Origin of the sequence: Alkalihalobacillus sp. MEB130, assembly GCF_032335535.1 — a bacterium.
In the GTDB taxonomy this organism is placed as follows: Bacteria; Bacillota; Bacilli; order Bacillales; family Bacillaceae_D; genus Halalkalibacter.
On sequence record NZ_JAOANA010000001.1, the window covers coordinates 20,138 to 46,211 of the forward strand.

Annotated in this window: 29 protein-coding genes and 1 pseudogene; 9 read left to right on the top strand and 21 right to left on the bottom strand. The window is 38.8% G+C overall.

The window, feature by feature from the left end:
• Positions 1-66: 66 nt before the first annotated feature.
• The 3 genes from N0O92_RS00125 to N0O92_RS00135 all read right to left on the bottom strand — a co-directional run bounded on the left by N0O92_RS00125 (position 67) and on the right by N0O92_RS00135 (position 3,751).
• Positions 67-1,335, bottom strand: a complete 1,269-nt coding sequence (locus N0O92_RS00125) for a TRAP transporter large permease (RefSeq protein WP_315612573.1) — start codon at positions 1,333-1,335, stop codon at positions 67-69.
• Between the two features lie 54 nt (positions 1,336-1,389).
• Positions 1,390-1,905, bottom strand: a complete 516-nt coding sequence (locus N0O92_RS00130; RefSeq protein WP_315612574.1) for a TRAP transporter small permease — start codon at positions 1,903-1,905, stop codon at positions 1,390-1,392.
• 364 nt (positions 1,906-2,269) lie between these two features.
• Positions 2,270-3,751: a leucyl aminopeptidase gene (locus tag N0O92_RS00135; protein WP_315612575.1), complete on the bottom strand. Its 1,482-nt coding sequence runs from the start codon at positions 3,749-3,751 to the stop codon at positions 2,270-2,272.
• 320 nt (positions 3,752-4,071) lie between these two features.
• Between N0O92_RS00135 and N0O92_RS00140 the strand changes: the two genes are divergently transcribed.
• Positions 4,072-4,548, top strand: a complete 477-nt coding sequence (locus tag N0O92_RS00140) for a divergent PAP2 family protein (protein WP_315612576.1) — start codon at positions 4,072-4,074, stop codon at positions 4,546-4,548.
• 33 nt (positions 4,549-4,581) lie between these two features.
• Positions 4,582-5,394 (top strand): cobalamin-binding protein, encoded by an 813-nt coding sequence (locus N0O92_RS00145; protein WP_315612577.1) that lies wholly within the window; start codon positions 4,582-4,584, stop codon positions 5,392-5,394.
• A gap of 66 nt (positions 5,395-5,460) precedes the next feature.
• Here N0O92_RS00145 and N0O92_RS00150 read toward each other — a convergent pair whose 3' ends face one another.
• The 6 genes from N0O92_RS00150 to N0O92_RS00175 all read right to left on the bottom strand — a co-directional run bounded on the left by N0O92_RS00150 (position 5,461) and on the right by N0O92_RS00175 (position 9,454).
• Positions 5,461-6,156: a 3D domain-containing protein gene (locus tag N0O92_RS00150; protein ID WP_315612892.1), complete on the bottom strand. Its 696-nt coding sequence runs from the start codon at positions 6,154-6,156 to the stop codon at positions 5,461-5,463.
• A gap of 190 nt (positions 6,157-6,346) precedes the next feature.
• Positions 6,347-6,664, bottom strand: a complete 318-nt coding sequence (locus N0O92_RS00155) for a YuiB family protein (protein ID WP_315612578.1) — start codon at positions 6,662-6,664, stop codon at positions 6,347-6,349.
• Between the two features lie 182 nt (positions 6,665-6,846).
• Positions 6,847-6,984 (bottom strand): YuiA family protein, encoded by a 138-nt coding sequence (locus N0O92_RS00160; RefSeq protein ID WP_315612579.1) that lies wholly within the window; start codon positions 6,982-6,984, stop codon positions 6,847-6,849.
• A 202-nt stretch (positions 6,985-7,186) separates the two neighbouring features.
• A complete protein-coding gene (locus tag N0O92_RS00165) occupies positions 7,187-8,386 on the bottom strand; it encodes an NAD(P)/FAD-dependent oxidoreductase (protein WP_315612580.1) in 1,200 nt (399 codons plus the stop codon).
• 360 nt (positions 8,387-8,746) lie between these two features.
• Positions 8,747-9,100, bottom strand: coding sequence for a HesB/IscA family protein (locus tag N0O92_RS00170; RefSeq protein WP_315612581.1), 354 nt, complete (start codon positions 9,098-9,100; stop codon positions 8,747-8,749).
• 75 nt (positions 9,101-9,175) lie between these two features.
• Positions 9,176-9,454 (bottom strand): aspartyl-phosphate phosphatase Spo0E family protein, encoded by a 279-nt coding sequence (locus N0O92_RS00175; RefSeq protein WP_315612582.1) that lies wholly within the window; start codon positions 9,452-9,454, stop codon positions 9,176-9,178.
• A gap of 238 nt (positions 9,455-9,692) precedes the next feature.
• On the opposite strand from N0O92_RS00175, the gene mqnE reads away from it, so the two are divergent.
• Positions 9,693-10,787 carry an aminofutalosine synthase MqnE gene (gene mqnE / locus N0O92_RS00180; RefSeq protein ID WP_315612583.1) on the top strand — a complete coding sequence of 365 codons (1,095 nt, stop codon included), beginning with the start codon at positions 9,693-9,695 and terminating at the stop codon, positions 10,785-10,787.
• 651 nt (positions 10,788-11,438) lie between these two features.
• Here mqnE and dapF read toward each other — a convergent pair.
• The 3 genes from dapF to N0O92_RS00195 are packed head-to-tail and all read right to left on the bottom strand — an operon-like array spanning position 11,439 to position 12,794.
• Complete coding sequence (gene dapF / locus N0O92_RS00185; protein WP_315612893.1) at positions 11,439-12,287, bottom strand: diaminopimelate epimerase; 849 nt, start codon at positions 12,285-12,287, stop codon at positions 11,439-11,441.
• Positions 12,288-12,293: 6 nt separating this feature from the next.
• The gene (locus N0O92_RS00190) at positions 12,294-12,536 is read right to left on the bottom strand and encodes a hypothetical protein (RefSeq protein ID WP_315612584.1); all 243 of its coding nucleotides are present in this window, start codon (positions 12,534-12,536) and stop codon (positions 12,294-12,296) included.
• Positions 12,537-12,557: 21 nt separating this feature from the next.
• Positions 12,558-12,794: a YuzB family protein gene (locus tag N0O92_RS00195; protein ID WP_315612585.1), complete on the bottom strand. Its 237-nt coding sequence runs from the start codon at positions 12,792-12,794 to the stop codon at positions 12,558-12,560.
• Between the two features lie 225 nt (positions 12,795-13,019).
• Here N0O92_RS00195 and N0O92_RS00200 point away from each other — a divergent pair.
• Positions 13,020-13,181 (top strand): annotated as a pseudogene (locus N0O92_RS00200) (TetR/AcrR family transcriptional regulator); the annotation flags it as partial.
• A 411-nt stretch (positions 13,182-13,592) separates the two neighbouring features.
• Complete coding sequence (locus N0O92_RS00205) at positions 13,593-14,663, top strand: NAD(P)/FAD-dependent oxidoreductase (protein ID WP_315612894.1); 1,071 nt, start codon at positions 13,593-13,595, stop codon at positions 14,661-14,663.
• Positions 14,664-14,705: 42 nt separating this feature from the next.
• On the opposite strand, the gene N0O92_RS00210 is transcribed toward N0O92_RS00205, so the two are convergent.
• A complete protein-coding gene (locus N0O92_RS00210; RefSeq protein WP_315612586.1) occupies positions 14,706-15,017 on the bottom strand; it encodes a YuzD family protein in 312 nt (103 codons plus the stop codon).
• A gap of 196 nt (positions 15,018-15,213) precedes the next feature.
• Here N0O92_RS00210 and N0O92_RS00215 point away from each other — a divergent pair, with 196 nt between their 5' ends.
• Positions 15,214-15,453 (top strand): NifU family protein, encoded by a 240-nt coding sequence (locus N0O92_RS00215; protein WP_034751854.1) that lies wholly within the window; start codon positions 15,214-15,216, stop codon positions 15,451-15,453.
• A 61-nt stretch (positions 15,454-15,514) separates the two neighbouring features.
• On the opposite strand, the gene N0O92_RS00220 is transcribed toward N0O92_RS00215, so the two are convergent.
• The 5 genes from N0O92_RS00220 to yutH all read right to left on the bottom strand — a co-directional run bounded on the left by N0O92_RS00220 (position 15,515) and on the right by yutH (position 20,358).
• Positions 15,515-15,745, bottom strand: a complete 231-nt coding sequence (locus N0O92_RS00220) for a transcriptional regulator SplA domain-containing protein (protein ID WP_315612587.1) — start codon at positions 15,743-15,745, stop codon at positions 15,515-15,517.
• 47 nt (positions 15,746-15,792) lie between these two features.
• Complete coding sequence (gene thrB / locus N0O92_RS00225) at positions 15,793-16,728, bottom strand: homoserine kinase (protein ID WP_315612588.1); 936 nt, start codon at positions 16,726-16,728, stop codon at positions 15,793-15,795.
• On the bottom strand, positions 16,725-17,789 hold the full coding sequence (gene thrC / locus N0O92_RS00230) for a threonine synthase (protein WP_315612589.1): 1,065 nt from the start codon (positions 17,787-17,789) through the stop codon (positions 16,725-16,727). The genes thrB and thrC overlap by 4 nt, the downstream gene beginning before the upstream one ends.
• Before the next feature lie 2 nt (positions 17,790-17,791).
• On the bottom strand, positions 17,792-19,090 hold the full coding sequence (locus N0O92_RS00235) for a homoserine dehydrogenase (protein ID WP_315612590.1): 1,299 nt from the start codon (positions 19,088-19,090) through the stop codon (positions 17,792-17,794).
• Positions 19,091-19,317: 227 nt separating this feature from the next.
• Positions 19,318-20,358, bottom strand: coding sequence for a spore coat putative kinase YutH (yutH, locus tag N0O92_RS00240; protein WP_315612591.1), 1,041 nt, complete (start codon positions 20,356-20,358; stop codon positions 19,318-19,320).
• Between the two features lie 125 nt (positions 20,359-20,483).
• Here yutH and N0O92_RS00245 point away from each other — a divergent pair, with 125 nt between their 5' ends.
• The 3 genes from N0O92_RS00245 (at position 20,484) to desA (ending at position 24,053) form a co-directional block, all read left to right on the top strand.
• Positions 20,484-20,981: a phosphatidylglycerophosphatase A family protein gene (locus tag N0O92_RS00245; protein WP_315612592.1), complete on the top strand. Its 498-nt coding sequence runs from the start codon at positions 20,484-20,486 to the stop codon at positions 20,979-20,981.
• Positions 20,982-21,147: 166 nt separating this feature from the next.
• Complete coding sequence (locus N0O92_RS00250; protein WP_315612593.1) at positions 21,148-22,782, top strand: PAS domain S-box protein; 1,635 nt, start codon at positions 21,148-21,150, stop codon at positions 22,780-22,782.
• Positions 22,783-23,027: 245 nt separating this feature from the next.
• Positions 23,028-24,053: a Delta(5) desaturase DesA gene (gene desA, locus N0O92_RS00255; protein WP_315612594.1), complete on the top strand. Its 1,026-nt coding sequence runs from the start codon at positions 23,028-23,030 to the stop codon at positions 24,051-24,053.
• 79 nt (positions 24,054-24,132) lie between these two features.
• On the opposite strand, the gene N0O92_RS00260 is transcribed toward desA, so the two are convergent.
• The 3 genes from N0O92_RS00260 to N0O92_RS00270 form a co-directional block, all read right to left on the bottom strand.
• The gene (locus N0O92_RS00260; protein WP_315612595.1) at positions 24,133-24,771 is read right to left on the bottom strand and encodes an O-methyltransferase; all 639 of its coding nucleotides are present in this window, start codon (positions 24,769-24,771) and stop codon (positions 24,133-24,135) included.
• The gene (locus tag N0O92_RS00265) at positions 24,758-25,114 is read right to left on the bottom strand and encodes a hypothetical protein (protein ID WP_315612596.1); all 357 of its coding nucleotides are present in this window, start codon (positions 25,112-25,114) and stop codon (positions 24,758-24,760) included. Before N0O92_RS00265 ends, N0O92_RS00260 begins: the two co-directional genes overlap by 14 nt.
• Before the next feature lie 186 nt (positions 25,115-25,300).
• A complete protein-coding gene (locus tag N0O92_RS00270) occupies positions 25,301-26,068 on the bottom strand; it encodes a TIGR01457 family HAD-type hydrolase (protein WP_315612597.1) in 768 nt (255 codons plus the stop codon).
• Positions 26,069-26,074: the final 6 nt, after the last annotated feature.

The following is a 26,074-nucleotide window of genomic DNA, read 5'->3' on the forward strand; positions in this document are numbered from 1 at the left end:
TACCCCCTGTGTTTTTAAATAGTCTATTAATAGGAATGGTCTCTAACTAAGTCACTATGAACCTAGCTATAATAAGAAAAGCGAGATTTCCTCAAATAGTATAATAAGCACCGATGCGATGAGAAGCATCACAATATACGGTGGTGTACCTTTAATAACATCCAAATATGACTTGTTAAACACCGCACTAGCGGTAAATATATCGACTCCAAATGGCGGAGTAGCAGAACCTAACGCCGCTTGGAATACGATCACAATACCTAAGTGAATCGGATCTACACCAGCTGCCATTGCCGCTGGATAAAAAATCGGTGTTAGTATTAAAATGACAACGATTGGATCCACAAACATACAGCCTATGAAGAAAAAGATCGCTACAATAAGTAACACTTGCAGAGCCGTTGGATCCGATCCTAATACAGTTTCTGTTAACATTTGCGGAATACGAGCATAAGAGATTAGCCATGAGAAGGCTTGACCTGCTGCTACTAAAATGAAGACCGCTGACGTTACTAATCCAGTAGATAACGCAATTCGTGGTACATCTGGAATCTTAATCGTTCGAAAAATAACTAATTCTAGAATTAATGCATAAAGAACAGAAATCCCCGCAGCTTCTGTTGGACTAAAAATTCCAAAGTAGATCCCCCCGACAATAATAACAGGGAATCCTAATGGAAACAGAGCCTTAACCGTCACTTCCCAACGCTCTTTCCACGTATATTTTTTCGCTTTCGGTATGTTATAAATTTTGGCGTGAATGTAACTATAAATAGCAAACATTCCAAAAATAAGTAAGCCTGGTCCAATCCCCGCAATAAATAAATCTCCGACAGACACACGAGGTGCTGCCAAAGCATAAATGATCATTCCAATACTTGGCGGGATCAGTAGTGCAATATCACTTGCATTAATAATAAGCGCAATCGCACTAGAATCCTTATATCCTACTGATAAAAGTCTTTTGCGCATCGGTGTTCCAATCGCAACAACCGTCGCTTGTGTCGATCCAGAAATCGACCCAAATAATGTACAAGCTGCAGCTGTTGTGATCGCATACCCACCACGCAAATGCCCTACAAACGCACCAACAAAGTCTAATAGCCGTTTCGATGTTTTTCCCGTAGACATAATATCTGCTGCAAAGATAAACAGCGGAACCGCTAGTAGAACGTAAGATGATATTCCTTCCATCATCTGTTGTACAAGAAACATTGGATCAACGTTTGGCATAAAGAAAAGTACTACGACAATCGATGCTGCAATCATTGGAATCATCATCGGGAACCCTAATATAAGCAAAACGATCATAATCGTTAACATAGTTGCTATCATTCTCAGTTTCCTCGCAGTCTTTATTTAATTTCATAGCTTGATCATATTCGTTCTTTATGAATAGTCTTTTTTCTCTTGAGCCAAATACACTTCTTTCTCTTTAATATTCACCCACATATTTCGTAAAAATTGAATACCTCCAAGAATGAGTCCAACCGGAATAAACATCGCAAACAAATACACAGGTACTTGCATCGCTGTCGTAACTCGTCCTGACTCAACAAGAGACATAAAATAGCCATATGCAAACACAGACAACGTAAAGAGAACGATAGATGTTAACGCTGGAATAAAGATCGCAAGTGCTTTTCGAATCGGAAAAGGCGCCAAATCATAAAATGCCGACATGCTTATATGTCTACCTTTTCTCGCAGCGTAGCTTATTCCCATAAAGGTCGCTACCGTCACTGCAAACCGACTCACCTCTTGGTGAAAGGCCCAACTCGAGCCTACTACAGCACGACTAATAACGTTCCCAACAACCATCACAGCTATTAAAATAATAGAATAACTCAGGATATGTTCTTCGAGTTTTACAATCCATCGGTCTAGCGTTCGCAATGCTTTCAATGAGTGGTCTCCCTCCTTTTTAACTGAATTTTCACATTACATTTAATAGTTCAAAAACACCAAGTAATTCAATGATACTGGAAGAGCGTTCCCAGTTCAAACGTGATATCCACGCTCGTTTCCTCCTAAATATGGATATTTACTCCTCAGCTTAGCTAACAATTCAAATCTAGCCTAATCCTCTTCACAACGCTTGTATCTTCTTAAATGCTCGTTTTTGACATTCCAAAAAAGACCAACTCTTGTCCCCTTTCACCTGGTCAAACGTGCTTTTACAGGACGTTTGACATGTGAAAATTGAGACAGAGATTGGTCTTTTTAAGCTAGATTCTTTAGGTTTTCAAAAATAATTGAATGAGTAAACCTATTCTTCTTTATTAATCACAACTTGTGCTAACGTTCTTGCCATTGCACCGGTCCCACCTAATGGGCCAAGATCAGTCGCTTTAGATTGCCAAGCAGTTCCAGCAATATCTAAATGAACCCACGGAGTATCGCCAGCAAATTCTCCAACAAACAATCCAGCTGTAATACTTCCGGCCGCTCGACCTGGAGCATTGTTCAGATCAGCTACATCACTTGTTTTTAACATTTTTTTATATGGCTCGTAGTTTGGCAAACGCCAAATCCATTCTCCTGTTTCAACAGATGCTTCTAACACATCCTCCATAAATTCTTCATTATTTGTAATCGCACCGGTTGTACAGTCGCCAAGTGCAATAATAACAGCCCCTGTTAACGTTGCCACATCGATTAGCTTGGTTGCCCCTAATTGTTTGGCATACGTTATTCCATCAGCAAGAATTAAACGGCCCTCTGCATCGGTATTACGTACTTCAATCGTTTTTCCACTTAACGAAGTAATGACATCACCTGGTTTAAGAGCGGAACCATTTAGAAGATTTTCAGATGAAGGAATAACAGCTAACACGTTTACGTTTGGTTTAATAGAACCAAGAATGTCCATTGCTCCTAAAACTGCAGCTGCTCCTCCCATATCCATTTTCATTTCATGCATGTTCTCACGTGGTTTGATCGAAATTCCACCTGAATCAAACGTTAACCCTTTTCCAACTAGCCCGATTACTTCTTCGGATTCTGGGTTGCCCGTATATTTTAAAACAATCATTTTAGGGGGCTGATCACTTCCTGCCGCGACAGCTAATAATGCTCCCATTCCGAGCTTCTCCATCTCTTCTCGCTCTAGCACTTCATATTCAAATCCGTGCTTTTTCGCTACTTCAACAGCCTCCTCGGCTAGATCAGTTGGAGTCATTAGGTTCCCTGGTGTATTGACTAATTTCCGCGCCAAATTTGTTCCTTGCCCATATGTATAACCAACAGTAGCGGCTTCGTCCAATTGCTCACCAGATCCGTATAATACGACTTCCTCGATGCTTACATCTACTTCATTGTTTTTCTCTTTATAGTCGACAACGGTATAAGTACCAAGTGCTAGTCCTTCTCCTATTAATACAGCTACATCTTGTTGATCAACTGATTCATTAGCAAAGCTTTCAACAAGAAACGCGACTTTGCTCATCTTCTCTTTTGTCAGCTGCTGACTCGCACTTGCTAGCGCTACTCGGATCGATTCTGTCGTCGCTTCATTCTTTTTTCCTAATCCGATAACATACACTACGTCTGACTGAATTTGATTTAACGTATAAATGCTTGTACATTTCCCTTGTTTCGCTATTTTTTTCGTTTTTTTCAGTTTGGAAATTTGCTGTTGAAGTGATTGATTCAACGTTTCTACATCAGAGGAAAAAGCATCTCCCTCAAAAATTCCCACAACTAATACGTCATGTTCGTTTTTAGTATTAAAAACGGCAGTCTTAAACATGATTTCACTCCTTCTTTTTTGTTCTAACACCCTTATTATACATTTCTTTTCTACTTGTTTCGACATCCGAAACGAAAATTCAATCGATAAATTGTCGGGACTTAACGAACACTAATGCTATAAAAAGCCTAATTTATGATATAATGGAGAGCGCAATCTTGCTAAGGATTCCCATCATTTTTTGTTTCATTTCATTTTTTATATACTCGATGATCCTGAAAAAATCAATGTCTATGTTTTTCATTCATGGCGTTTTAAATATACATATTTGAGGAATAAGTAAGTAGAATATCATTGTTTTGTAAGGAAAGGACGTAACTATGGAATTATTTCACAACTTCCCTCTTTGGGCAGCATTATTTGCTATTGGATTTGCTCAATTCGTAAAAGTACCACTCAATTTTATCGCGACAAGAAAAGTTGAATGGTCATTGCTTACTAGTACAGGAGGAATGCCAAGTTCTCACTCAGCTGCCGTTACCGCATTATCTACTGCTATCGCTCTTGAATTTGGACTAGACTCCTCAGTGTTTGCCATCGCTGCTGTCTTTGGAATCATTGTTATGTTCGATGCCACAGGTGTTCGACGTCACGCAGGGTATCATGCAACGGTATTGAATCAACTCGTAACCGATTTTAATAAACTAGTTGAAGAAGTAAAATCATGGCCGAAAAAAGAAGAAACAGAGAAAAGAAAAGAGTTAAAGGAATTACTTGGTCATCAACCGATTGAAGTGTTTTTTGGAGCCTTGCTCGGAATTATTCTTACGTTAACTTTGCATGTGATTATTCACTAAGCACTTGTTACTTAAAATTAGGGAGGTAGTTAAATGAGACTCGTGTCATTATGTCCAAGCAATACAGAACTCATTGCTTACTTAGGTCTATCATCCTCTTTGGTTGGAGTTGATGATTATTCTGATTGGCCAACCAACGTAGCAACTATTCCAAGATTAGGACCGGACCTTTCTATTCGAATGGATGAGGTAGAGGCGTTAAAGCCTGATCTGGTAATCGCATCACTTAGCGTACCCGGCATGGAACGCAATATTGAGCAATTGGAGCAACGAGGAATTCCTCACGTCGTCTACAATCCTCAATCATTAGCAGATATTAAAAATGACCTTCTCGATTTAGGAAATCGGACCGGACAAACGGAACAGGCAAATCAAATAGCCGAGAAGTACGATCATTTTATACATACATATCAACAATGTGCACAAAAGGTTGAAGCAAAAACTCTTTACTGGGAATGGTGGCCAAAACCCGTTTTCACCCCAGGAGGGCGAAATTGGCTTACAGAAATAAGCACACTTGCTGGAGGAAAAAACATCTACAGTGATGTGGACAAAGCTAGCATTCAGACGGATTGGGAAGATGTGTATCAGCACAACCCAGATCATATTTGTTTAGCTTGGGTAGGCGTACAAACAAGTAAAGTAAAACCTGAGTTGCTTATGAAACGACCAAATTGGTTGAACTTGAAAGCGATGAAATCCAATCAAGTACATATTCTCGAAGAACCACTTTATTGCCGCCCTTCTCCTCGTCTCCTTTTAGGTTTAAAGAAATTGGCGTATCTCTTACACCCTTCTGTTATGCCTGCAGATGACGGACATGACCCGTTAGACTTCAAACAATAGACGTTTGTGAAAAAAAATGACGTGTTACTCTGTAAACCAGTTAACACGTCATACATTTCGTTCATTTTAATCAAACATTTGATTTCGAAATACTTGTACGGCTTCATCTTCATTTAAGCTGTTGAACTCTTCTTCAGATAAGCTCCCGTCGCCTTTTTTAACCACAAATACTTCCACTTCTTGCTTGCCCCATTTGTTAAAGACATCACTTACCGTCTCATAATATAAGTCAATTTTTTTCCCTTTAATCGCAGAGCCTGTATCCGCTACAACTCCATAGCCATAGCCTGGAATGAACAAAACGGTTCCGATTGGATACACATCCGGGTCAGCCGCAATTGTAGAATACACATCACGCTTTACTTGTACTCCCGAAAATGTAATTCCATAACTTGGATCTCCTGGATTTTTTCCTGTTGATTCATATCCAGCTGTATATCCTGTCGCAACCACTTTCTCTGACGGGTACTTAGACCAATCAATTGCCTCCTCCAATGAAACAGGTTCAGACGCAACAATTTCCTGTGACATCGACATTTCCTCTGTTTTCACAGCTGGCAATGATCGTGCTCGAAATGAAGTTCCTTTGTGCGCATTGTCCCTAGCTGTATGTAAGATCTCTTCACGTTCTTGTTCAAAGTTTCCCATCATCCATTGTTGAAGTTCAGCAGCACTCACACCCGAAAACGTCTGAAATGTAGTAAAAAATGCCGCTATAAACAGGCCGCTCATAAGAATCCGACGACCAATTACAACTTTCATGCTTAGCACAAAAATTCACTCCTCTCTTGAATTCAGCATCCCCAGAGAAAAAGTAAATTATACAAATTAATTGCCGGAAACTTTCAGAAAACAGAAAACTTTACCAAAGTGCAGTGTTAAAGAGGGGTCTGACCCCCGGAAATAATCAGGAAATAAAAAGAGCTGACTCTTTGTTTGAGTCAGCTCTTTATTAAAACATTTGATATCCTCTTACTCGGAGCATTTTAATGACTATTCCAGCAATGATTGCTCCAATAAATCCACTTGTTAACACTAAAATATCAACAAGTTGAAGCGAGAGTAAATCTGCAGCTAACATGGAAAAGGATGTTCCTGGCGCTGTGAAGTACTCGAAAAACCCAACATTATCCACAATCAAGATGACAATTATTGGATATACAAAAGCCATTACCCATGTGGAACGTAATACCATATTTAACAAAAATCCGATTCCAAAAAATAAAATAAGGAACAGGACCATCGAAATTAATAATTGCGGCAAACTCACATCTTGCACCCCCGTATTCTTATTAAGTTTACTGAACACGGACGTTTCAAGTCAACTCAATGCTTTGAATTCTTTGTGGCAATTTCAAAAACATTTTCGCAAAACAGTAAAAAAACCTAAAAAAGAAGAGAGAGACGTTTGTTCAATTTCACAATGGTGAAATGAAAACAACAGTCACTCTCTTACTCTTTCCCCACATCTTTTCCATCTCCATCACATTGATTACACGTTTCGCTTCCCCCAAGAAGAAGTTGAAAATATCCTGTACCTTTACAATAAGGACATTGATCCGTCACTGTTTCTGTATATAGATGCTTCATCTCTTTTCCCTCCAAGTTCTGTTCTTTTCTATTATATTATCAGAATCTTTACATAATTAAAACTCAGTCATATAATCTGACCGACTAATGTAAGCGCAAACATTACACTCCCACTATTTATTTTTCAATTTTTCTCACTTTTTTAACCACAAAAAAGCAGATGCTTTTTGCATCCGCTTTCTGTATTTCATATTAGATTTTATTACATTGGGTTCTTTCCACGTTTTACAACGAGAGCAGGTCCACCCAATAAGAATAGATAACGGTTATCGATCATCTTCTTCATAAAGTTTGCAGAAGTACCAAATAGTTTTCTAGTACCAACTACACCAATAGCCTCTTTTCCACCAAGTGATGCAACAGTTCCTTTAATGTCTGGCTTAAATTGCTTAAGCGAATCGCCTTTCATTAGTGCTTTAATGTTGTTCGCACAAACTTCAGCCATTTGCATTGCAATTTGAGCTGTTGGTGGATATGGACGATTAATCTCTTCATTTATCATTAGTGCACAGTCACCGATAACAAAAATGTTCTCGTGGCCCGGAGCACGTAAGTCTAAATCTACTTTAATACGTCCACGCATGTTTTCGAAGCCAGACTTTTCAATGACAGAACTTCCACGAACACCCGTAGCCCAAACAACAGTTGCTGATTTAATTTCATCACCACTCGCTAGCGTAACTCCTGATTCTGTCACTTCTTTAATCGGGCAATTGATCTTGAACTCAACACCGCGACTCTCAAGAAGGTTCATTGCATATTCAACTAATTCAGGATCAAATCCTGGCAATGCAGTTGGAGCTGCTTCGATGACATACATTTTCACTTTCTCTTTTGGTACATCATAATGTGCACATAACTCAGGTAAGCGCTCTGATAATTCACCAATGAACTCAATTCCTGTAAAACCGGCACCTGCAACGATAAACGTTAATAGCTCGTCCTGCTTTTCAGCTGTATTATTGTATTTTGCAAACTGATATTCAATATGCTCTTTCACTTCACGAGCACCATTTACTGTCCATTTACTAAATGCGTATTCATGAACCCCTGGTACACCAAATGTCTCAGCTTCAGAACCTAAGCCAACGACAAGATAATCGAATTCAAGTTCGCCGTTTTCTAAAACGACTTTCTTTTCTTCACGCTTAATTTCAACAACGCTGTCCTTAACAAACTTAATTTTATTTAAATCAAGTACACTGTTGATTGGCATACGAGTGCGTTCTGGTGACAACGTACCAGCTGCTGGCTCGTGTAACCACGTTGTTTGATAGTGATAATCATGCTTGTTTACTAATGTAATGTTTGCTTCATTGTGGCCTAACTGCTTTGTAAGACGAGCCGCAGTAATCATACCTGCATAACCAGCGCCTAAAAGAACGATATTTGGCTTCTTCAAGTTCATCACTTCCATCTTCTAATTTATTTTATACCTTTACTATACTCTCCCCCGAAAAACAACATTGTGATTCTTTTCACGAACAAATATAGAATAATAGCAAGTTATCATAATAATTTCGTAAAAAAGTCACAAAACCCATCTATAATGATATGGCTTTTCGTTATGATTTTCAATTACTTTTTTAAAAATTTATTTCTTTTCCTTCTCTTCTACACAATCTTAATGTAAACGAAACCGAAATAACTTATGCATAAGCCAGTCAGCAATTCCTAACTTTCTTCCTAATAACGTTTTAACCTTTTTATTAACGACAAAAAGACCTTTCTACACAGGTAGAAAGGTCGAACTTTTCCATTATTAACAATCTTCTGGTGTACCAGCATTCGATGCTGTACGGAATGATGAACCACATCCACATGATGCAATAGCATTAGGATTGTCGATTGTAAAACCTCCGCCCATCATGTTTTGCTTATAATCAATTACAAGCCCTTTTATGATTGGTTCGCTTTCTTTATCGACTAAGACAGAAAGCCCGTTTATCTCAAGTAAAATATCTTCTTCATGCTTTTCTGAGTCAAATCCCATTCCATACGAAAGACCACTACAGCCGCCACCTTTTACACCGATACGAAGCATTAAGCTTTGATCACCTTCAGCTTCCATCATGTCTTTAATTTGGCTTACTGCTGCATCTGTTAATGTAATCATGACACCCCTCCTAATCGCTGTTACGATTAGTATAACCGGTTATCATTTGAACCTCAAGGGAGTTGCTCACCCATTTTAAACAGTCAGGGAACGTTCCCAGTTTTTAGATCTGGTCATTTCTAATAAAATAATTTTGTTGTGTGCACGATCTAGTTCTTGACTATAATGCAGAACGATAGGATGACTCAATCCGTATTGTCCAGCAGCGGCAACCATTTTCTTACGGAGTTCTTCAATTTTTTCCATACTAGCGTCATTGTTCAATACTTTGCTCATCTCCACCATCCCCCCATTTACAGTTCTCTTTACCCACCACACATTATGTACCATTTTACCAAGTAAGTGGAAATGCATGCAAGCGTTCCTAGTCTTTTTCACTATATTTCCATATTTAGAAGTATACCGCATTTACCATCTTGACTCTATTTCTTTCATTAAACCTATTCTGATAGTATAATAGTAGGCAATCAAGAAAATGCAAAATATATGAGGCTTATAAATATATTTCTATAAAAACACTCATAATCCTTCAAAAAATCGAATGAAAATAGGAAATATGTTACGGTTATTTTAGAAACGGAGGAAACTTACGATGGGAACAATACTAACAGACACAAAGTTACAAGCGATTGCAGAAAAAGTGAATCATAATGAACGTCTAACAATTGAGGACGGACTTTATTTGTTCGATAGTCCAGACTTGTTAGGAATTGCTCAACTTGCGAACCAAGTGAATTATAAGAAAAACGGAGACAATGTGTATTTCATTGAGAATATGTACATTAATCCAACAAACGTTTGTGAAGCAAACTGCGGTTTCTGCGGATTTAAACGCAAACCAGGTGATGAAGGCGCCTATACAATGGATAGTGAGGCATTATTAGAATACGTAGAAAAAAGATGGAATGATAACATTCGTGAATTTCATATTGTAGGTGGTCATAACCACGAAGTACCATTCGACTACTATTTAGATACAATTCGTACTTTGAAGAAGCACTATCCTCAAGTTACAGTAAAAGCCTATACAGGAGCTGAAATTGAATTTTTCTCACGCATTTCTGGACTATCCATGAAAGAAGTGCTTCAAGAACTGATTAAAGCAGGCTTAGATACACTTCCTGGTGGAGGTGCAGAAATTTTAACAGAGCGTTACCGCTTAAAAATGAGTCCTGACAAGGCATCAACAGACCAATGGCTTGAGGCACATGAAACTGCTCATAGCCTTGGACTAAAGACCCATGCAACAATGCTTTATGGTTCAATTGAATCGAAAGAAGAGCGCCTAATTCACATGGATCGCCTACGTCAACTACAAGACCGCACAAACGGCTATATGGTATTTATCCCACTTGCGATGCAGCCTCGTAGTGTTAATGCTGGTATTAAGCGCCGTACAACAGCTTATGATGATATGCGTACCCTAGCCATCAGTCGCTTAATGTTGGACAACTTTGACCATATTAAAGCTTATTGGATTAACATTGGTGTTCAGTTAACACAAATGGCTTTAACGTTTGGTTCAAGTGATATTCATGGAACATTAATTGAAGAGCGTATCTCTCACGCAGTTGGAGCTTTAACTTCTCAAGGAATTACACGCGAGGAGCTTGTTTATTTGATTAAGAGCGCAGGGAAAATCCCAGTTGAGCGCGATACTTTTTACAATATTATTAAGACTTACTAAAATTGTAACAAAAGACTTTCTCTGTTTAGTTTGGGAAAGTCTTTTTTGTTACTTTTCCACATTTTTAACATTTAACAATTTCTTTTTTCACTCTAAGGATAAGGACATTACTCTACTCATACCCTCATATAACGTCCTCATTTCTCCTTCTCTCTTTTTTCACAACGTTACTATCTCCCTCTAACGTCATCCCTTCTCTTTTTCATCACTTCGACAACGTTACTTTCTCCTTCTAGCGACGCCATTTCTCTTTGTCATCACTTCGACAACGTTACTTCTTCCTTCTAACGTCATCATTTCTCTTTTCCATCACTCCGACGACGTTACTTGCCCCCTCTAACGTCATCATTTTCTCTTTTTCATCACTCCGACAACGTTACTTGCCCCCTCTAACGTCATCATTTTCTCTTTTTCATCACTCCGACAACGTTACTTGCCCCCTCTAACGTCATCATTTCTCTTTTTCATCACCCCGACAACGTTACTTTTTCCTTCTCACTTCATCTGTTACCCTTTCCCCCAAGACAGTCATATCCTTTTTGTCTCTGCTATTACTTTACCGCTTTTCATCACCCTCCACCTAAAGACGAGAAAAAAGCAAGCTAAGGCCACCGCGGCCTTTAGCTTACTTAAACAAACATTTATTTAATTTCACTTTCGCTCAAATACACCTTCACATATGACTTCCGCTGCTCCTGTCATTAACACATGACCGTTATCAAGCCATGTAATTCCTAAGTCACCGCCAAGGAGGTGAACCGTTACTTCTTTTCCTCGCTTAGAATAACCGTTTAATATGGAAGCAACAACTGCTGCACATGCACCTGTTCCGCAAGCTTGTGTAATGCCCGATCCACGTTCCCACACACGAAAATGAATTTCGGTTTCAGAGACGACTTCGACGAATTCAACATTCACCCATTCTGGAAAACGTTCATCCTTCTCCATCTTCGGCCCAATCAAGTCAACAGGCGCCTCGTTAATATCATCGACAAACATCACTGCATGTGGATTCCCCATTGAAACAGCCGTTACATGACATACATCATCATCTATTTCAAATGCTTCTGCTACTACTTGATCTTGTTCATCTCCAAGCATAGGGATTTCTCGTCTGGATAAAATCGGTTTGCCCATATCCACCGTGACGGTACGAACGACTTCATCTGTGACATGAACAGTCGCCTCAACTAGACCACCTAATGTTTCAATTTGAAACGTCTTCTCTTTCACATAACCATGCTCATAAGCAAACTTAGCAACACAACGTAAGCCATTGCCACAATTCTTCGCTTCGGAACCATCGTTGTTAAACACACGCATCTTGACCGGTGCTATATCAGAAGGACAGACGAGAATCATTCCATCTGAGCCAATCCCCTTATTTTTATCAGCTACTTCAATCGCAAGAGAAGCGAGTTTGTCTTCATCAAGCGTTTGTTTAAATAAATCTACATAAATATAGCTATTTCCTAAACCGTGCATCTTTGTAAAATGCATGTCCATTCAATCCCTTCTCAACTGCTGATCCGTCCAAAAATAATCGTCGTCTACTTCTAAAATTGTTAACTTTCCGTTACAGCATGGCAAAATCACGATAGTCTTAATTCCTTCTTGAGCTCGTTTAAATTCTGACTTTTTCATATTCGTTAAGACATTATCCGTCTTACAAAAAGGACAAGTTTGCAGATAAATATCATCATAAACTCGTTCATAAGGCCACGTATTCACAAAAGGAATGACATCCATCTGCTTCACATCCTTTCTAAATTAAAACATTGGATTCTCGTCCATAAAAGCATATATATGATCAACTAATTCTTCAGCTGTTTCACCTGAGACATATTCTCCATTGACAAGAGCAAAGAGTTCTCTTGCGCAATTTCCACAACTACTTAGACAACCATATTCTATAATATCTAAGTTTGGGTCTTTTTCTAATTCTTCCATCGCTTTTTGGGCACCACTAGCTAAATTACTAAGACAAAATTCAATAATTGGACGCATTTGCTCTCACCTCTTTAATCTACCTCTTTATGCTACTCTCGCATAAGAAAGAAGTCAATTAGCAACCTCTATTTATGTCGATTAAAAACATTTTCTCGATTCATTTATCATCCATTCTCATTTTTTGAAAACGCTTATAATAAAATTCACAAATTTGTTGTTATTTTAGTTGTTTCTCGTTATAATCAAAACTGACCAGGGTCACTTTTAGTGAGGAGCAGACAAATGAACGAACGAGCGAAGAAAGCCAAAACAAAAGCACGAATTGAGGAAGCTGCATTAGCTTTGTTTCGAGAGAAAGGCTATTCCCGTACGACGGTACAAGAGATTACCAACAGAGCAAAAGTCGCAAAAGGAACTTTCTTTAATCATTTTCCAACTAAAGATTCCATTATGCAGTCGCTTGCAAATGACTTGTTACAAGCGGTTATGCCATATGTTAAGCAATCTCATTTAAGAAACCGACCACTTTCAATTCGATTGCGATCGTATTTGCAGTTTATTTTAACAGATTTTGATCAATATCCAGCATTAACCATTGAAATGTGGAATCATGTTCTTAAAGAACAAACGCTTCTTTTTGCACATTGGAATGAACTTTTACAAGATGCAAAAAAAAGAGGGGAAGTTGTTCCAACTACCTCCATTGAAACATGGACTCATATAATTCATAGCCTAATCACACATGGAATTCAAAATTTTGCATCAGAACCTACGAAAGCCCGTTTGCTCGAAAACGTAATGACTTTGGTCGAAACCAGTCTTGAAGCAATTATCGAAAAAAGGGGACATTCATTTATGAAAAAACTCGTTATTTTAGGCGCCGGTTATGGTGGAATGCGTGTACTTCAACGTCTGTTACCAGAAGGTTTGCCTGAAGATGTTGAAATTACGCTAGTCGACCGTCTTCCATATCACTGTTTAAAAACAGAATATTATGCGCTAGCAGCAGGAACGGCAGCTGATCATCATTTACGTGTTAGTTTTCCAGAAGACGCACGACTGAAAGTCAAATACGGAACGATTACAAACGTGAACTTAGTGGAGAAAGTCGTCGAGCTAGAAGATGGTGACTTTGTTGCATACGATAAATTAATTATCGGGTTAGGTTGCGAAGATAAATATCATAATGTTCCAGGTGCTCCAGAATTCACTCATAGCATTCAAACAATGGATAAAACACGTAGGACTTATGAAACGTTAAACAATATTCGTCCTAATGGTGTCGTTTCAATTGTTGGTGCTGGATTAAGCGGTGTCGAACTAGCAAGTGAACTCAGAGAAAGCCGTCCTGACTTAACGATCAAATTGTTTGACCGTGGCGAGATTATTCTTTCTATGTTCCCACGCAAACTTAGTACGTATGTTCAAAACTGGTTCATCGACCATGGAGTTGATGTGATTAATAAGGCTAACATTACAAAAGTCGAAGAAGGCATTTTATATAATCATGACGAAGCTATTCATTGTGATGCCATTATTTGGACGGCAGGAGTTCAACCTGTTGAAGTTGTTCGAAACTTGGATGTCGAAAAAGACAAACAAGGGAGAGTCATTTTAACACCACAGCACTTCTTACCAAATGATGAAGATGTTTTTATTGTAGGTGACTGTGCTAGCCTCCCTCATGCTCCAAGCGCTCAATTAGCAGAGGGTCAAGCAGAACAAATTGTCATGATCCTAAAAAAACAATGGAATGGCGAGCCACTTCCTGAAGAGTTACCTCGCATTAAGCTAAAAGGCGTGTTAGGTTCATTAGGAAAAAAACACGGCTTTGGGTTAATGGGTGAACGTACCCTTCTCGGTCGAGTTCCTCGTGTATTAAAAAGCGGTGTTCTTTGGATGTATAAATACCATTCTGGATCGTAATATAAAAATGAGTCAGATCTCCATAAAAGATCTGACTCATTTTTATTTATCCTTTTCCGTTAACTCCTCAATCTTCCCGTAAATTTCTTTTAAATTCGGATTTCCTTCTGCAACAACTTCCCCTTCTAATACGACTAAAGGGTAAAAATACTCCTCATCCTTAATTGCATCAGAATAATGAATGTGAGTCTTATCATTAGGCGGCTCTTCTATATCCACGTATTCAAAATCAAACGATACTAACGGAAATTTTCTCGTTATCGCTGCCTCTAGCCATTCCATCGTCTCTTTTGCACTTGGAAGATGAATGCAACTTGCGCATTTTTCTTCTGCCCCATAAACACTTATTTTCATAAATCCCCCGCCTTTCACGCTCCACTTTCCATAACATTATTATAAAACAAACAGGACACGAACGGTACGTTTTTGGCTTCTCTCTTTTTTCTTTACATTCCAATATTTCATTAGTACATATGCGTAAAATCAAGCAGAAACGTGGATTTTTTTTCTCAACACCATTATAATAGATAGTAGAAAGGAGTTGTTTTGAATGTCAACAAGTACTGAAATGGTTGAACAAGTTAGTGAAGTATTAGATAAGCTCCGTCCTTTCTTGCTACGTGATGGTGGAGACGTTGAGCTCGTAGAAGTAGAAGATGGAATTGTAAAAGTACGTCTTCTTGGAGCTTGTGGCTCATGCCCAAGTTCAACAATCACACTAAAAGCAGGTATTGAGCGTGCTCTTCTTGAGGAAGTACCTGGAGTAAAGGAAATCGAGCAAGTCTTTTAATAGGAAACCGCCCGGCTAAATAAAGTCGGGCGGTTTTTTTTAGGATGGGCACTAACTAACCTTACAAATAAAATTCCTCAAACATCGATTCCGCTTCATCATAAGAAGCAAAAATCGCATCATCTTCTTCAATTGGATGATAAAAGTCAAAAAGCAACAACGATAAGCGACTTGGATCCATGGGATCTCTCGCAATGGTTGCTTCTTGAACGTTCGATACGGTTTGGGTATGAGGATTGCGATAAATAATATAGACTTGCTGTCCTTCTTCTAGTTGCTGAATATCAATCATGGCGGGCCTCTTTTTTTGTTGGTTTGCCCGCCATGATTATCGATTATTCAACTAATTTGAGCCGACGTTTCCTTGTTTTGGATTCCTTTTTTAACTTGGATTCCTTCTTTCGCTGGTCTTAAAACAGCTACTTCAAAACTAGGGAAATGACGTTGCAACTTCTTTTGAATTTCCTCACCTTGATGCAAAGGTGCTAAACAAAGCATCGTCGGACCGGCACCACTTAGAGCCGCACCAAAAGCCGACGTTTCTTCTTGTACTACACGGATCACTTCTTCAAGGTGAGGAACAAGCTCTTTTCTATATGGATGGTGAAATAAATCTTCACTCATCATCTTCCCAACAGATTCAAAATCCCCTTGCAACAAACCAGCTACAAGAACATTAGCTACGCTACTTGCGCGAACAGCTTGCTTATAGGACAGTTCTGATGGCAACACACCACGTGCTTTTTTTGTTTTTAATTCTTCTGAAGGAACTAGCAGAACAAGATCGACTTCAGGAACTCCCCCATATAATACATGGGTACTGTTTTCTGTATGAGTCCCAATCACAAGCCCCCCATATACAGATGCTGCGACATTATCGGGGTGCCCTTCCCATAAGCTAGCAAATCTTACTTTTTCAACGACAGAGAGTGGTTCTCCGATTAGTTGATTGGCTAGCTCAATTCCAGCGACAATCGCCGCTGCACTGCTTCCGAGTCCGCGAGCTAGCGGAATATCACTTGTCATAACAACATGACATGGGGAAAGGTCTTTACCAAGTTCTTTGGCAACATGTGCTGCCACAAGGTAAATTAAATTATCCTCCCCCTCTTCAATTCCTTGTAATTCAACAGAAGAAGATTCGAAAAACCATTTATCTGAAGGGTGAACTTCAAGAGTCAAGTAACGATTCACAGCGAGCCCGACAGAATCAAAGCCGGGTCCTAAGTTGGCTGAGCTACCAGGAACCGTTATGACAAATGGTTCTTGGCTCATGATGTTACACCACCTTTAAGGTGGGCAAGAAATGCTTCTTTATCATTAGGTAAGACCGTTGGTTTCACCGACACTGTATCAATCGCAGTATTTGGATCTTTTAGTCCATTTCCTGTTAAGACACAAACAACCGTCGATCCTTTTTTAATTTCTCCAGAAGCAAGTTGTTTTTTCAAGCCAGCAATTGACGCACAAGATGCCGGTTCAGCAAAAACTCCCTCTGTTTTTGCAAGCAATTGATACGCTTCTAAAATTTCTTCATCTGTTACAAAATCAATCGCACCGTTCGATTCTTCTTTCGCTGCTACAGCTTTATCCCAGCTTGCAGGATTTCCAATTCGAATCGCTGTTGCAATGGTTTCAGGTTCTTCAATGACTTTCCCTTGAACAATTGCAGCTGCACCTTCTGCCTCGAATCCACGCATTTCAGGAAGCCCTGTTCCTTTTTTCTCGTGGTATTCTTTGAATCCTTTCCAGTAAGCTGTAATGTTTCCTGCGTTACCGACTGGGATTGCTAACACATCTGGTGCTTTTCCAAGCGCATCAACAATTTCAAAAGCTGCTGTTTTTTGACCTTCAATACGGTATGGGTTTACTGAGTTCACGAGCGTAATTGGCTCTTGTTTGCTAATTTCACGAACAATATCAAGTGCATTATCAAAGTTCCCTTTAATCTCTAGCACTTCTGCTCCGTACATAACAGCTTGAGCAAGCTTTCCTAACGCGATTTTTCCTTCTGGAATAACCACAATACATCTTAGTCCTGCTCTTGCTCCGTATGCCGCAGCAGCAGCTGATGTGTTTCCAGTCGAAGCACAAATAATCGCTTTGCTACCTTCTTCTTTTGCTTTCGCAACAGCCATCACCATCCCACGGTCTTTGAACGAACCAGTCGGATTTAATCCCTCATATTTTACATAAACCTTTACGCCCCACTCTTTCGATAATTGCTCAAGCTCGATAAGTGGTGTATTTCCTTCATGTAATGTAAGAAGAGGTGTCTCCTCTGTAACCGGCAAAAATTCTTTGTATTCTTGAATTAACCCTTTCCAACGACTCATTTCTAGCGTCCTCCTTCAACACGATAACAGCTTTCAATCGATTCAATGACATCAAGCTCAGATAATTTTTTATATAACTGGTTATAATTTTCTTTTGTAGTATGATGTGTAATCACAATCACTTCCGCTACTTCTTGACCTTCAACTGGAAGCTGCAAAAGCTTTTCAAAACTTACTTCGTGAGTAGCAAACAAACTCGTAACAGCTTGGAACGTCCCCGCCTTATCGACTACACGTAACCGTAAGAAATACTTTGAATCAATCTCAGAGTCTTTCTTTAGCACTCGCTCGTGTAAAGGCTTTTGGACCGCTCTGCCACACACACCTAAGCGCATGTTCTTCATCACAGAAACTAAATCAGAGACAACAGCAGTTGCTGTTGGCAAGGATCCAGCACCTGGACCATAGAACATAGTCTCTCCTACTGCTTCTCCGTATACATAAACAGCATTGTATTCATTATGGACCGATGCTAACGGATGCTCTTTTGGAAGCAAGGTTGGCTCTACACTTACTTCAACACGACCTTCATCACGCTTTGCAAGTCCTATTAACTTCATAGTATAACCAAGTTGGTCACAGTAATCTAGATCTGCTTTCGTCACAGATGAAATCCCTTTTACCGAGACATCATCTAAGCTAACATTCATCGAAAACCCTAGTGTTGCTAGGATCGCCATTTTCCTTGCTGCATCTAAACCTTCTACATCTGCAGTTGGGTCACTTTCAGCAAATCCTAATTCTTGTGCTACTTTTAGTACTTCTTCATAAGAACTCCCATTTTGCGTCATTTTCGTTAAAATGTAATTGGTCGTTCCATTTACAATACCCATCATTTTTGTAATACGATCCGCAGATAAACCATCGCTTAAACTGCGTAAAATCGGAATTCCACCTGCTACACTTGCTTCATAATACAAATCGCATCCATTTTCAGCCGCAACTTGTAATAGTTCTGCCCCATATAACGCCATTAAATCTTTATTTGCTGTTACAACATGTTTTCCGTTTCGAAGAGCAGTTAGTAAGTGCTCGCGAGTAGATTCGACCCCTCCCATTACTTCAATGATCACATCAATCTCTTGGTCAAAAAGAACATCTTCTATTTGATCCGTCACAAGCGAATCATCTAGATCCACCGGACGTTGCTTTTCTTTATCACGAACAAGAACTTTTTTCACCGTAACGGGACAGCCGACTTGGTGACGCAATTCATCTTGGTGGCGGCTAATAATGGAAACAACTCCTGTTCCCACTGTTCCTAACCCCAGTAATCCGACGCGAACTTCCGCTGCTGACATACTCTCTCCACTCCTTCTTCCATACTCTATTCACGTTTACCTAAAAAGTACATTTGTTTATCTATAATGGACATTATAGACCTCTTTTTCATGAAGTACAATAGGAAATTTGATAAAATTCAGAAAAATAAGAGGTGTTCTAAAAGGGGTACTGAAAAAGGTCGTTCTTCCTTCTTCAAAGCCCTATAGAACACCTCCAAGATGGCTTTCAGCATGTTTAATTGTCGTTATAACCAATCAATTGGTGGCACTTGTTTCGTTCCAATTCCTTTAGTAGTAAGTACAGACGAAGCAAACTCTTTTAAAAAGCGTTCATTTTTATGTTCCGCATCAAGCATGGTAAAAAAAGATTGCCCAAGTTGCATTTTTTCTTCCTTCATCTGACTCCGATAATACGATTCAATCGCCTCAAAATAATGAAGAGGAAACACTAATCTAGAGTATAAAAGCTTCCAAGAATACGTAGAAAGTGGCTCATATTGTTCATACCCACTTAAAAAAGCTTGTAGCTTTTCCCAAGGAAATTCGGTTTCATTCCAATGCTGGTCACGTGTCCATTCGGCCAAATCGCGACATGGATGGTCATAGACAAATTCAGTTGGTCTTTTGACAATATCGCCAGCTTCAGATAACACAATCCACGACCGGTCACTAAAGCGCCTGTGACAAATTGTAGGCTTTTCCTGATCACGCGAAGGATCATCTAGTGTCGCATCAACAGCATATTGTATCGCATTTTCCGTTAGCCCCATATAATATGGATAGGAAAACAAAAAGGCCTCATCAACATAAGACTGCGGTCGCTCAAATAACACTTGCTGATACCATCCTTCTAATTGCTCTAATCTCATTTCCCACAACTTAGGCCATTGCCCAAAGAAATCAAACCCTTTCCTCTGATACGAGAATTGTTTTCCGTAATGATGGACTGCAGCTAAGTGAGCCCCTTTTTCCTCTGGTGTTTGAAAACGAAAGCCACGTTCACTGTGCTCTGCTGTGCTAGGCAATGGACACACATACACCTCTTGGCCATCAATCAATGCCGCCCTTCTTCTCTGTAACGTAAATAGAGGTTCTAGTACAGATAAATCTCCTACAGAACGCATGTAATCGGTAAATGCCGTCATCTCATCTTCTTGTGACATACATTCTTCTTTTGGCAAAAGAATATACGATTTCCCGTTGGCCTCAAACCCTTCGTATGGCCCAATGGAGAACCGTCTCTCACAGTAGATCCCATAACCATCATAGAGATTTCTCTCAAACATCGATTTCCCTCCCTAACCATATTCCTTTACCTAGTCTATGACCCAAATGAATAAAATGTGTATAAGGACAGTAGACTAGTAGTAGCCTAAAGTCAGATTCAGGCAATGCCGACGGAGGTGTTTCGATGACAAAAAGAGTAATGGACGAAGTAGAAACGAAAGCAAGGAATTGGTTAGTCGAACGAGGAGTAACACTGGACGACATCGCCGAGCTTGTCTATTTTCTGCAAGTAAAATACCACCCAGATCTACAATTGGATGTTTGTTTAGATAATGTGGATAAAGTACTTCGTAAGCGTGAAGTACAAAACGCGATTATTACGGGGATCCAACTTGATGTTCTTGCTGAGAAAAAATTACTGGATGAACCATTGCAAGGAATTATTGATCGTGATGAAAGCTTGTATGGCGTTGATGAAATTGTTGCCTTATCGATCGTAAACGTCTATGGTTCGATAGGTTTTACTAATTATGGTTACATCGACAAACAAAAACCTGGAATTTTAGAAAAATTAAATGACAAACAATCAGGAAGTTGTCACACGTTTTTAGATGATATTGTTGGTGCAATTGCGGCAGCTGCCTCAAGCCGACTTGCCCACCGTGCTGCCAACACAGAGTAATATCGCATCTATTTTATTTCAAATGATGTCCCGAAGGTTCATGGAAACCTTCTGGGGCATTATTTTTTTACCTCGCTATAACATTGAAAAATGGGAATAAATTGTTAACCCACAAACTACCTGTTGATGATAAAATAAGGATAGACTGTTATGTCGGGGGATTATAATGATAAATAAAAAAAGAAAAGTCTTGCTTTATTTGACTTTAGGTATGATTTGGATTTTTAGTACAGACTATATCGTCAGTCAATTATTCGCCATTAATGTGAATGTTTATATAATGCTTCAACAAATTAAAGGAATGATTTTTGTTTTATTATCTGGCTGTTTCATTTATTATGCTTTTAATAAAAAAGAAGAAAGTGAAAATGTCAAAGCGGAAAAAGAAAAACTAGAAGTTCTTATTAACTCAATGGTTGATTTTGTCAATTTTAAAGATGGACAAGGTCGATGGACACAAGCGAATGACTTTGCTTTGAAACTATTTAAAATTGAACATGTGGATTATATCGGGAAAAAGGATAGAGAACTAGCTGAGTACAGTGAATTTTACCGAGAAGCCTTTTATTATTGTGAACAGTCTGATGAAGAAGCTTGGAGATATGGTAAAGTTTCTCGGTGTATTGAGCAAGTCCCTGTTCCTGATGGTACAACCAAAACATTTGATACAATAAAAATTCCTATTTTTCACGAAAATGGTTCTCGTAAAGAGTTAGTCGTCATGGGAAGGGACATTTCCGAACAAGTGAAAGCAGAAAGAAAATTAAAGAAAAGCCGTCAAAATTACAAATCCCTTGTAGAATTTAATCCTGAATTGGTCTTCATCGTCAACCGTCAAGGCGACGTGTTGGAATTAAACCCTAAATTTGAGGAAATGACAGGCTTTTCTCAAGACGAATTCTTAGGAAACTCTCTGTTACCACTCATTAATCAAGACAGCAAAGCGAAAGCAATCGACGCTTTTAAAAACATATTAAAAAACAAGAAAAATTGGGTAAATGAAGAACTAACGATTAACCACAAAGATGGGACGAAACGGATCTTCCGCTGCACTGCTGTTCCAACTGTGATTGATGATGAGGTATTAGGGGCCATTGGATATGCAATGGATGTGACAAAGGAAATAGAAACAGAGAAGCGTTTGCGAAAAACAGAGAAATTATCCGTTGTTGGTGAGCTGGCGGCAAGTGTGGCTCACGAAATTCGAAATCCTTTAACATCGATAAAAGGCTTTATTCAATTTATGCAATCAAAGGACGATAAAAATCAAGCGTACTACCCCATTATGCTCGATGAACTAGAAAGAATTAATCAAATTTCAAGTGAACTATTAGCTTTAGGGAAACCACGGGAAGTCCAATTTGAACAATGTGATATTAACGAAATTATGGCTAGCGTAAAATGGTTATTAGAATCTCAAGCCAATCTCTATAATGTTCAAATTCATTATAGCAATGATGCCGCCTTGCCTTTCATTAACTGTGAGCCAAATCAGTTGAAGCAATTATTTATTAATATCATTAAAAATTCCATTGAAGCGGAATCAAGACACATTACGATTCATGTTGGAGTTAAGGAAAACATGCTTCACATTTTAATTGATGATGATGGTAATGGTATTGAAGCGGAGCGTCTGGCTAATTTAGGTGAACCTTTTTATTCATCGAAAGAAAAAGGGACAGGCTTAGGGTTAACCGTAAGTTACCGAATTATCGAAGCTCACCAAGGCCATATTCACTTTAGCAGTAAGGTAAACGAAGGAACCCAGGTCACGATTCGTCTTCCTGTTTTGAATTCGTAACAAAGGTTTAGTATAGAGAGATTCGCTTCATGAAGAACATTTCTTATATTTTTCTGCTCTTCTTTGTCCTTCATCACCTTTATGAAGGACATTTCTCATGCTTCCTTCTCTCTCTTTTGTCCTTCATCTGGAGTTAATTTTTCAGAGGTCTCCTTTTCCTTAATCATGTCACACGGTAACTTCCAGTAAATTAACATAGTTTTTTTCTAGTTATCTGATAAAATTAGCCTGAGGTGATTGAAATAATGAGTGAAAAAGCAAATCATGATATTCGTGAATGGAAGAAAAAATTAGCTCCATTTGAACATTCACGTCTTTCCATTAGTGTGCGTCAGTTACTTACATCTGTCGTACCATTTATAGGTTTATGGATCGTAGCCTATTTGAGTTTAGAAATATCGTTTCTTTTAACTTTGTTATTTGCTGTTCCAGCAGCTGGTTTTTTAGTCCGAACCTTTATTATTTTTCATGATTGTACACACTACTCTTTTTTCAAGAGCCGTAAAGCAAATGAAATGGTTGGGATCTTCACTGGACTGTTTACATTCTGTTCGTTTGAACAGTGGAAGCGAAGTCATACGACCCACCACGCATCAAATGGGAATTTAGAAAAACGTGGTGTCGGTGACGTTTGGACACTGACTTTACAAGAGTATGCTCAAGCATCTCCATTTAAACGTTTTATGTATCGAACATACCGTAACCCAATTGTGATGTTTCTTATCGGGCCATTATATATCTTTTTAATCGATTATCGCTTTAACACAAAAGGGGCTTCTAATAAAGAACGTCGACATGTGTGGGGAACGAATATTGTCTTAGCCTCTATTGTTGTTGTTTTAGGAACGACTCTTGGATGGACAAACTATCTTCTTGTACAATTGCCGATTTTCTACATTGCTACATTTTCTGGTGTTTGGTTATTTTATGTACAGCACCAATTTGAAGATGGCTACTTCGAACATAATGAAAATTGGAATTTTGTAGAAGCTGCATTAAAAGGAAGTTCGTATTATAAATTGCCGAAAATCCTACAATGGTTCTCAGGTAATATTGGGTATCATCATGTTCATCATTTAAATTCACGCGTTCCCAATTATCACCTTGAAGCAGCCCATTATAGTGATCCAAAGCTTCAAGATGTTCCAACGTTGACGTTACGAACTAGCTTGAAATCGTTACAATTTAAGCTGTGGGATGATCAGAGCCATAAGTTTATCGGAAACCGCGATATTCGCCTGTTTCTTCAAAATCAGAAAAAGGCTGCTTAGCACAGGTGCTGTCCCAAAAAGGGTGAGTTTGACCTTTTCGGACAGCACTTTTCTTTTATTTCAGATGGCTAGCATTCCTCTATATTTTCACCTTCGCTATCGTCATTCCATCACCAATGGGGATTAGTAACGATTCTAACTTAGGATGATTGGCTACCGTTTCATTAAATTTCTTCATTAATTCTGTATAACGTTTCGGTTTAATCTCCTCATCTGCTACACTACCATTCGCAAGTACATTATCCATCACAATTAAAGCACCTGGTAACGCCAATTTAATGCAATATTCTACGTAATTTTCATAATTTTCTTTATCTGCATCAATAAAGAATAGATCAAATCGTTTTTCATTGCTTAGTAATGTTTCAAGATTTAGTAACGCTTCCCCCGTCATATAGGTTACTTGATCACCAAATCCAGCTTTCGTTACATTGCTTTTTGCTAAGCTAGCGTATCTTTCCTCTAATTCTAAAGAGGTTAATCTTCCTTCACTGCCAAATCCTCTAGCTAGGCAAATGCCACTATAGCCTCCAAGAGCTCCTATTTCCAACACATCTTTAGCCCCTGAAATGGATACTAACATGGTGAGAAATTTCCCTGATGAGGGAGAAACAGATATAGAGGGCATTCCGTTCTCTCTTATCGATGAAATGACTTCTTCTAAGAGAGAATCTTCACTATAAAACACCGAATCAATATATTGATTAATTTTCTTCATTCATTCCCTCCCCTTTCTCATCCATTTGTGACTCATTACTCTCCACCATAGAAGGATCTAGAATTTCATTTTCATGAATCTCAAATAATTGCCTAAACTCATTAATCACCAAGTCTATCGCTTTTAATTCTCCAATTAAGATTTGATGAATCGATTGAAATTCTGGTTCGTCTAGTTGTTTTTTAATCGTTGCACGCTTAAGATTCATCATCTCTAAAAAGGCAATGGCTCTTCCTCTACGAAAGGTCTTTGGTCCATGTTGTCGACTATGACCTTTGCCCTTATGACGTCCACTTCGATAGTCTCCTTCATTCTTAAAGTCTTTCCATTTTTCCGTTTTCATCAAGCATCCTCCTCCGTATACATATGTATACAAGTCATCCACCACTTTAATGTATACAATTGTATACGAAATGTCAACATTTGTTATCACCCATTATTTGATAACTCTAAAAAAACAAAATTGTAACCGCAGGTACAGCAAAAAGACGAAAACCAATGTGATTTTCGTCTTTACATACTCTATCTACTACTCCAACGTCCACTCAGCAAGTGTATCAATGGCATGAGTAGGCTTGTCTTCAAAACCTTCAACTTGATCTTTCGTTGAAACACCTGTGTAAACCATTAATGTGTCCATTCCCGCCCGAATTCCAGCTAAAATATCAGTATGATAATTGTCACCAATCATAATTGTCTCTTCCTTTGTTAAGCCAATCACTTCTAAGGCTTGTTCAACAATGATGGATTCTGGTTTCCCAATAAATTTAGGTGTCACCCCTGTTGTCACAGAAAGAACAGAAATAAGAGAACCAGCACCTGGTAACAACCCTCGTTCAGTTGGAAGAGCTACATCCCCATTCGTCGCAATAAACGTTGCCCCCGCTCGAATATTAAGAGCAGCCGTTGCTAACTTTTCATACGTAATCGCACGATCAAGCCCCATTACAACAAAGTCAGCATCTGACTCAACAATCTGATGTCCTTCTTCTTCAAGAGCATGTTTTAACCCTTCTTCTCCAATCATGCATACACGAGCCTTTTTTTTCTGTTCAGAAATATAGGTTGCCGTTGCCATACTTGTCGTAAAAACATGTTCCGTTGTTGCTGGTACATCGAATTCTCGTAAATGCTCCGCAACTTGGTCTGGACGTTTCGTGGAATTATTTGTAACAAATAAATACGGAAGACCTCTTTTTTCCAATTCCTTTACAAACGTAACGGCCTCATCAATTTTTTCAGTTCCACGGTACATCGTTCCATCTAAGTCTATTAAAAATCCTTTGTATCCTTTCATGATCCC

Excerpts from the sequence above, each read along its gene's own strand:
- N0O92_RS00125 (WP_315612573.1), bottom strand. The coding sequence starts at position 1,335 with ATGATAGCAACTATGTTAACGATTATGATCGTTTTGCTTATATTAGGG.
- N0O92_RS00135 (WP_315612575.1), bottom strand. The coding sequence starts at position 3,751 with ATGTTTAAGACTGCCGTTTTTAATACTAAAAACGAACATGACGTATTA.
- N0O92_RS00140 (WP_315612576.1), top strand. The coding sequence starts at position 4,072 with ATGGAATTATTTCACAACTTCCCTCTTTGGGCAGCATTATTTGCTATT.
- N0O92_RS00145 (WP_315612577.1), top strand. The coding sequence starts at position 4,582 with ATGAGACTCGTGTCATTATGTCCAAGCAATACAGAACTCATTGCTTAC.
- N0O92_RS00150 (WP_315612892.1), bottom strand. The coding sequence starts at position 6,156 with ATGAAAGTTGTAATTGGTCGTCGGATTCTTATGAGCGGCCTGTTTATA.
- N0O92_RS00160 (WP_315612579.1), bottom strand. The coding sequence starts at position 6,984 with ATGAAGCATCTATATACAGAAACAGTGACGGATCAATGTCCTTATTGT.
- N0O92_RS00170 (WP_315612581.1), bottom strand. The coding sequence starts at position 9,100 with ATGATTACATTAACAGATGCAGCAGTAAGCCAAATTAAAGACATGATG.
- N0O92_RS00175 (WP_315612582.1), bottom strand. The coding sequence starts at position 9,454 with ATGCATTTCCACTTACTTGGTAAAATGGTACATAATGTGTGGTGGGTA.
- mqnE (WP_315612583.1), top strand. The coding sequence starts at position 9,693 with ATGGGAACAATACTAACAGACACAAAGTTACAAGCGATTGCAGAAAAA.
- dapF (WP_315612893.1), bottom strand. The coding sequence starts at position 12,287 with ATGCATTTTACAAAGATGCACGGTTTAGGAAATAGCTATATTTATGTA.
- N0O92_RS00190 (WP_315612584.1), bottom strand. The coding sequence starts at position 12,536 with ATGGATGTCATTCCTTTTGTGAATACGTGGCCTTATGAACGAGTTTAT.
- N0O92_RS00195 (WP_315612585.1), bottom strand. The coding sequence starts at position 12,794 with ATGCGTCCAATTATTGAATTTTGTCTTAGTAATTTAGCTAGTGGTGCC.
- N0O92_RS00205 (WP_315612894.1), top strand. The coding sequence starts at position 13,593 with ATGAAAAAACTCGTTATTTTAGGCGCCGGTTATGGTGGAATGCGTGTA.
- N0O92_RS00210 (WP_315612586.1), bottom strand. The coding sequence starts at position 15,017 with ATGAAAATAAGTGTTTATGGGGCAGAAGAAAAATGCGCAAGTTGCATT.
- N0O92_RS00215 (WP_034751854.1), top strand. The coding sequence starts at position 15,214 with ATGTCAACAAGTACTGAAATGGTTGAACAAGTTAGTGAAGTATTAGAT.
- N0O92_RS00220 (WP_315612587.1), bottom strand. The coding sequence starts at position 15,745 with ATGATTGATATTCAGCAACTAGAAGAAGGACAGCAAGTCTATATTATT.
- thrB (WP_315612588.1), bottom strand. The coding sequence starts at position 16,728 with ATGAGCCAAGAACCATTTGTCATAACGGTTCCTGGTAGCTCAGCCAAC.
- thrC (WP_315612589.1), bottom strand. The coding sequence starts at position 17,789 with ATGAGTCGTTGGAAAGGGTTAATTCAAGAATACAAAGAATTTTTGCCG.
- N0O92_RS00235 (WP_315612590.1), bottom strand. The coding sequence starts at position 19,090 with ATGTCAGCAGCGGAAGTTCGCGTCGGATTACTGGGGTTAGGAACAGTG.
- yutH (WP_315612591.1), bottom strand. The coding sequence starts at position 20,358 with ATGTTTGAGAGAAATCTCTATGATGGTTATGGGATCTACTGTGAGAGA.
- N0O92_RS00245 (WP_315612592.1), top strand. The coding sequence starts at position 20,484 with ATGACAAAAAGAGTAATGGACGAAGTAGAAACGAAAGCAAGGAATTGG.
- N0O92_RS00250 (WP_315612593.1), top strand. The coding sequence starts at position 21,148 with ATGATAAATAAAAAAAGAAAAGTCTTGCTTTATTTGACTTTAGGTATG.
- desA (WP_315612594.1), top strand. The coding sequence starts at position 23,028 with ATGAGTGAAAAAGCAAATCATGATATTCGTGAATGGAAGAAAAAATTA.
- N0O92_RS00260 (WP_315612595.1), bottom strand. The coding sequence starts at position 24,771 with ATGAAGAAAATTAATCAATATATTGATTCGGTGTTTTATAGTGAAGAT.
- N0O92_RS00265 (WP_315612596.1), bottom strand. The coding sequence starts at position 25,114 with ATGAAAACGGAAAAATGGAAAGACTTTAAGAATGAAGGAGACTATCGA.
- N0O92_RS00270 (WP_315612597.1), bottom strand. The coding sequence starts at position 26,068 with ATGAAAGGATACAAAGGATTTTTAATAGACTTAGATGGAACGATGTAC.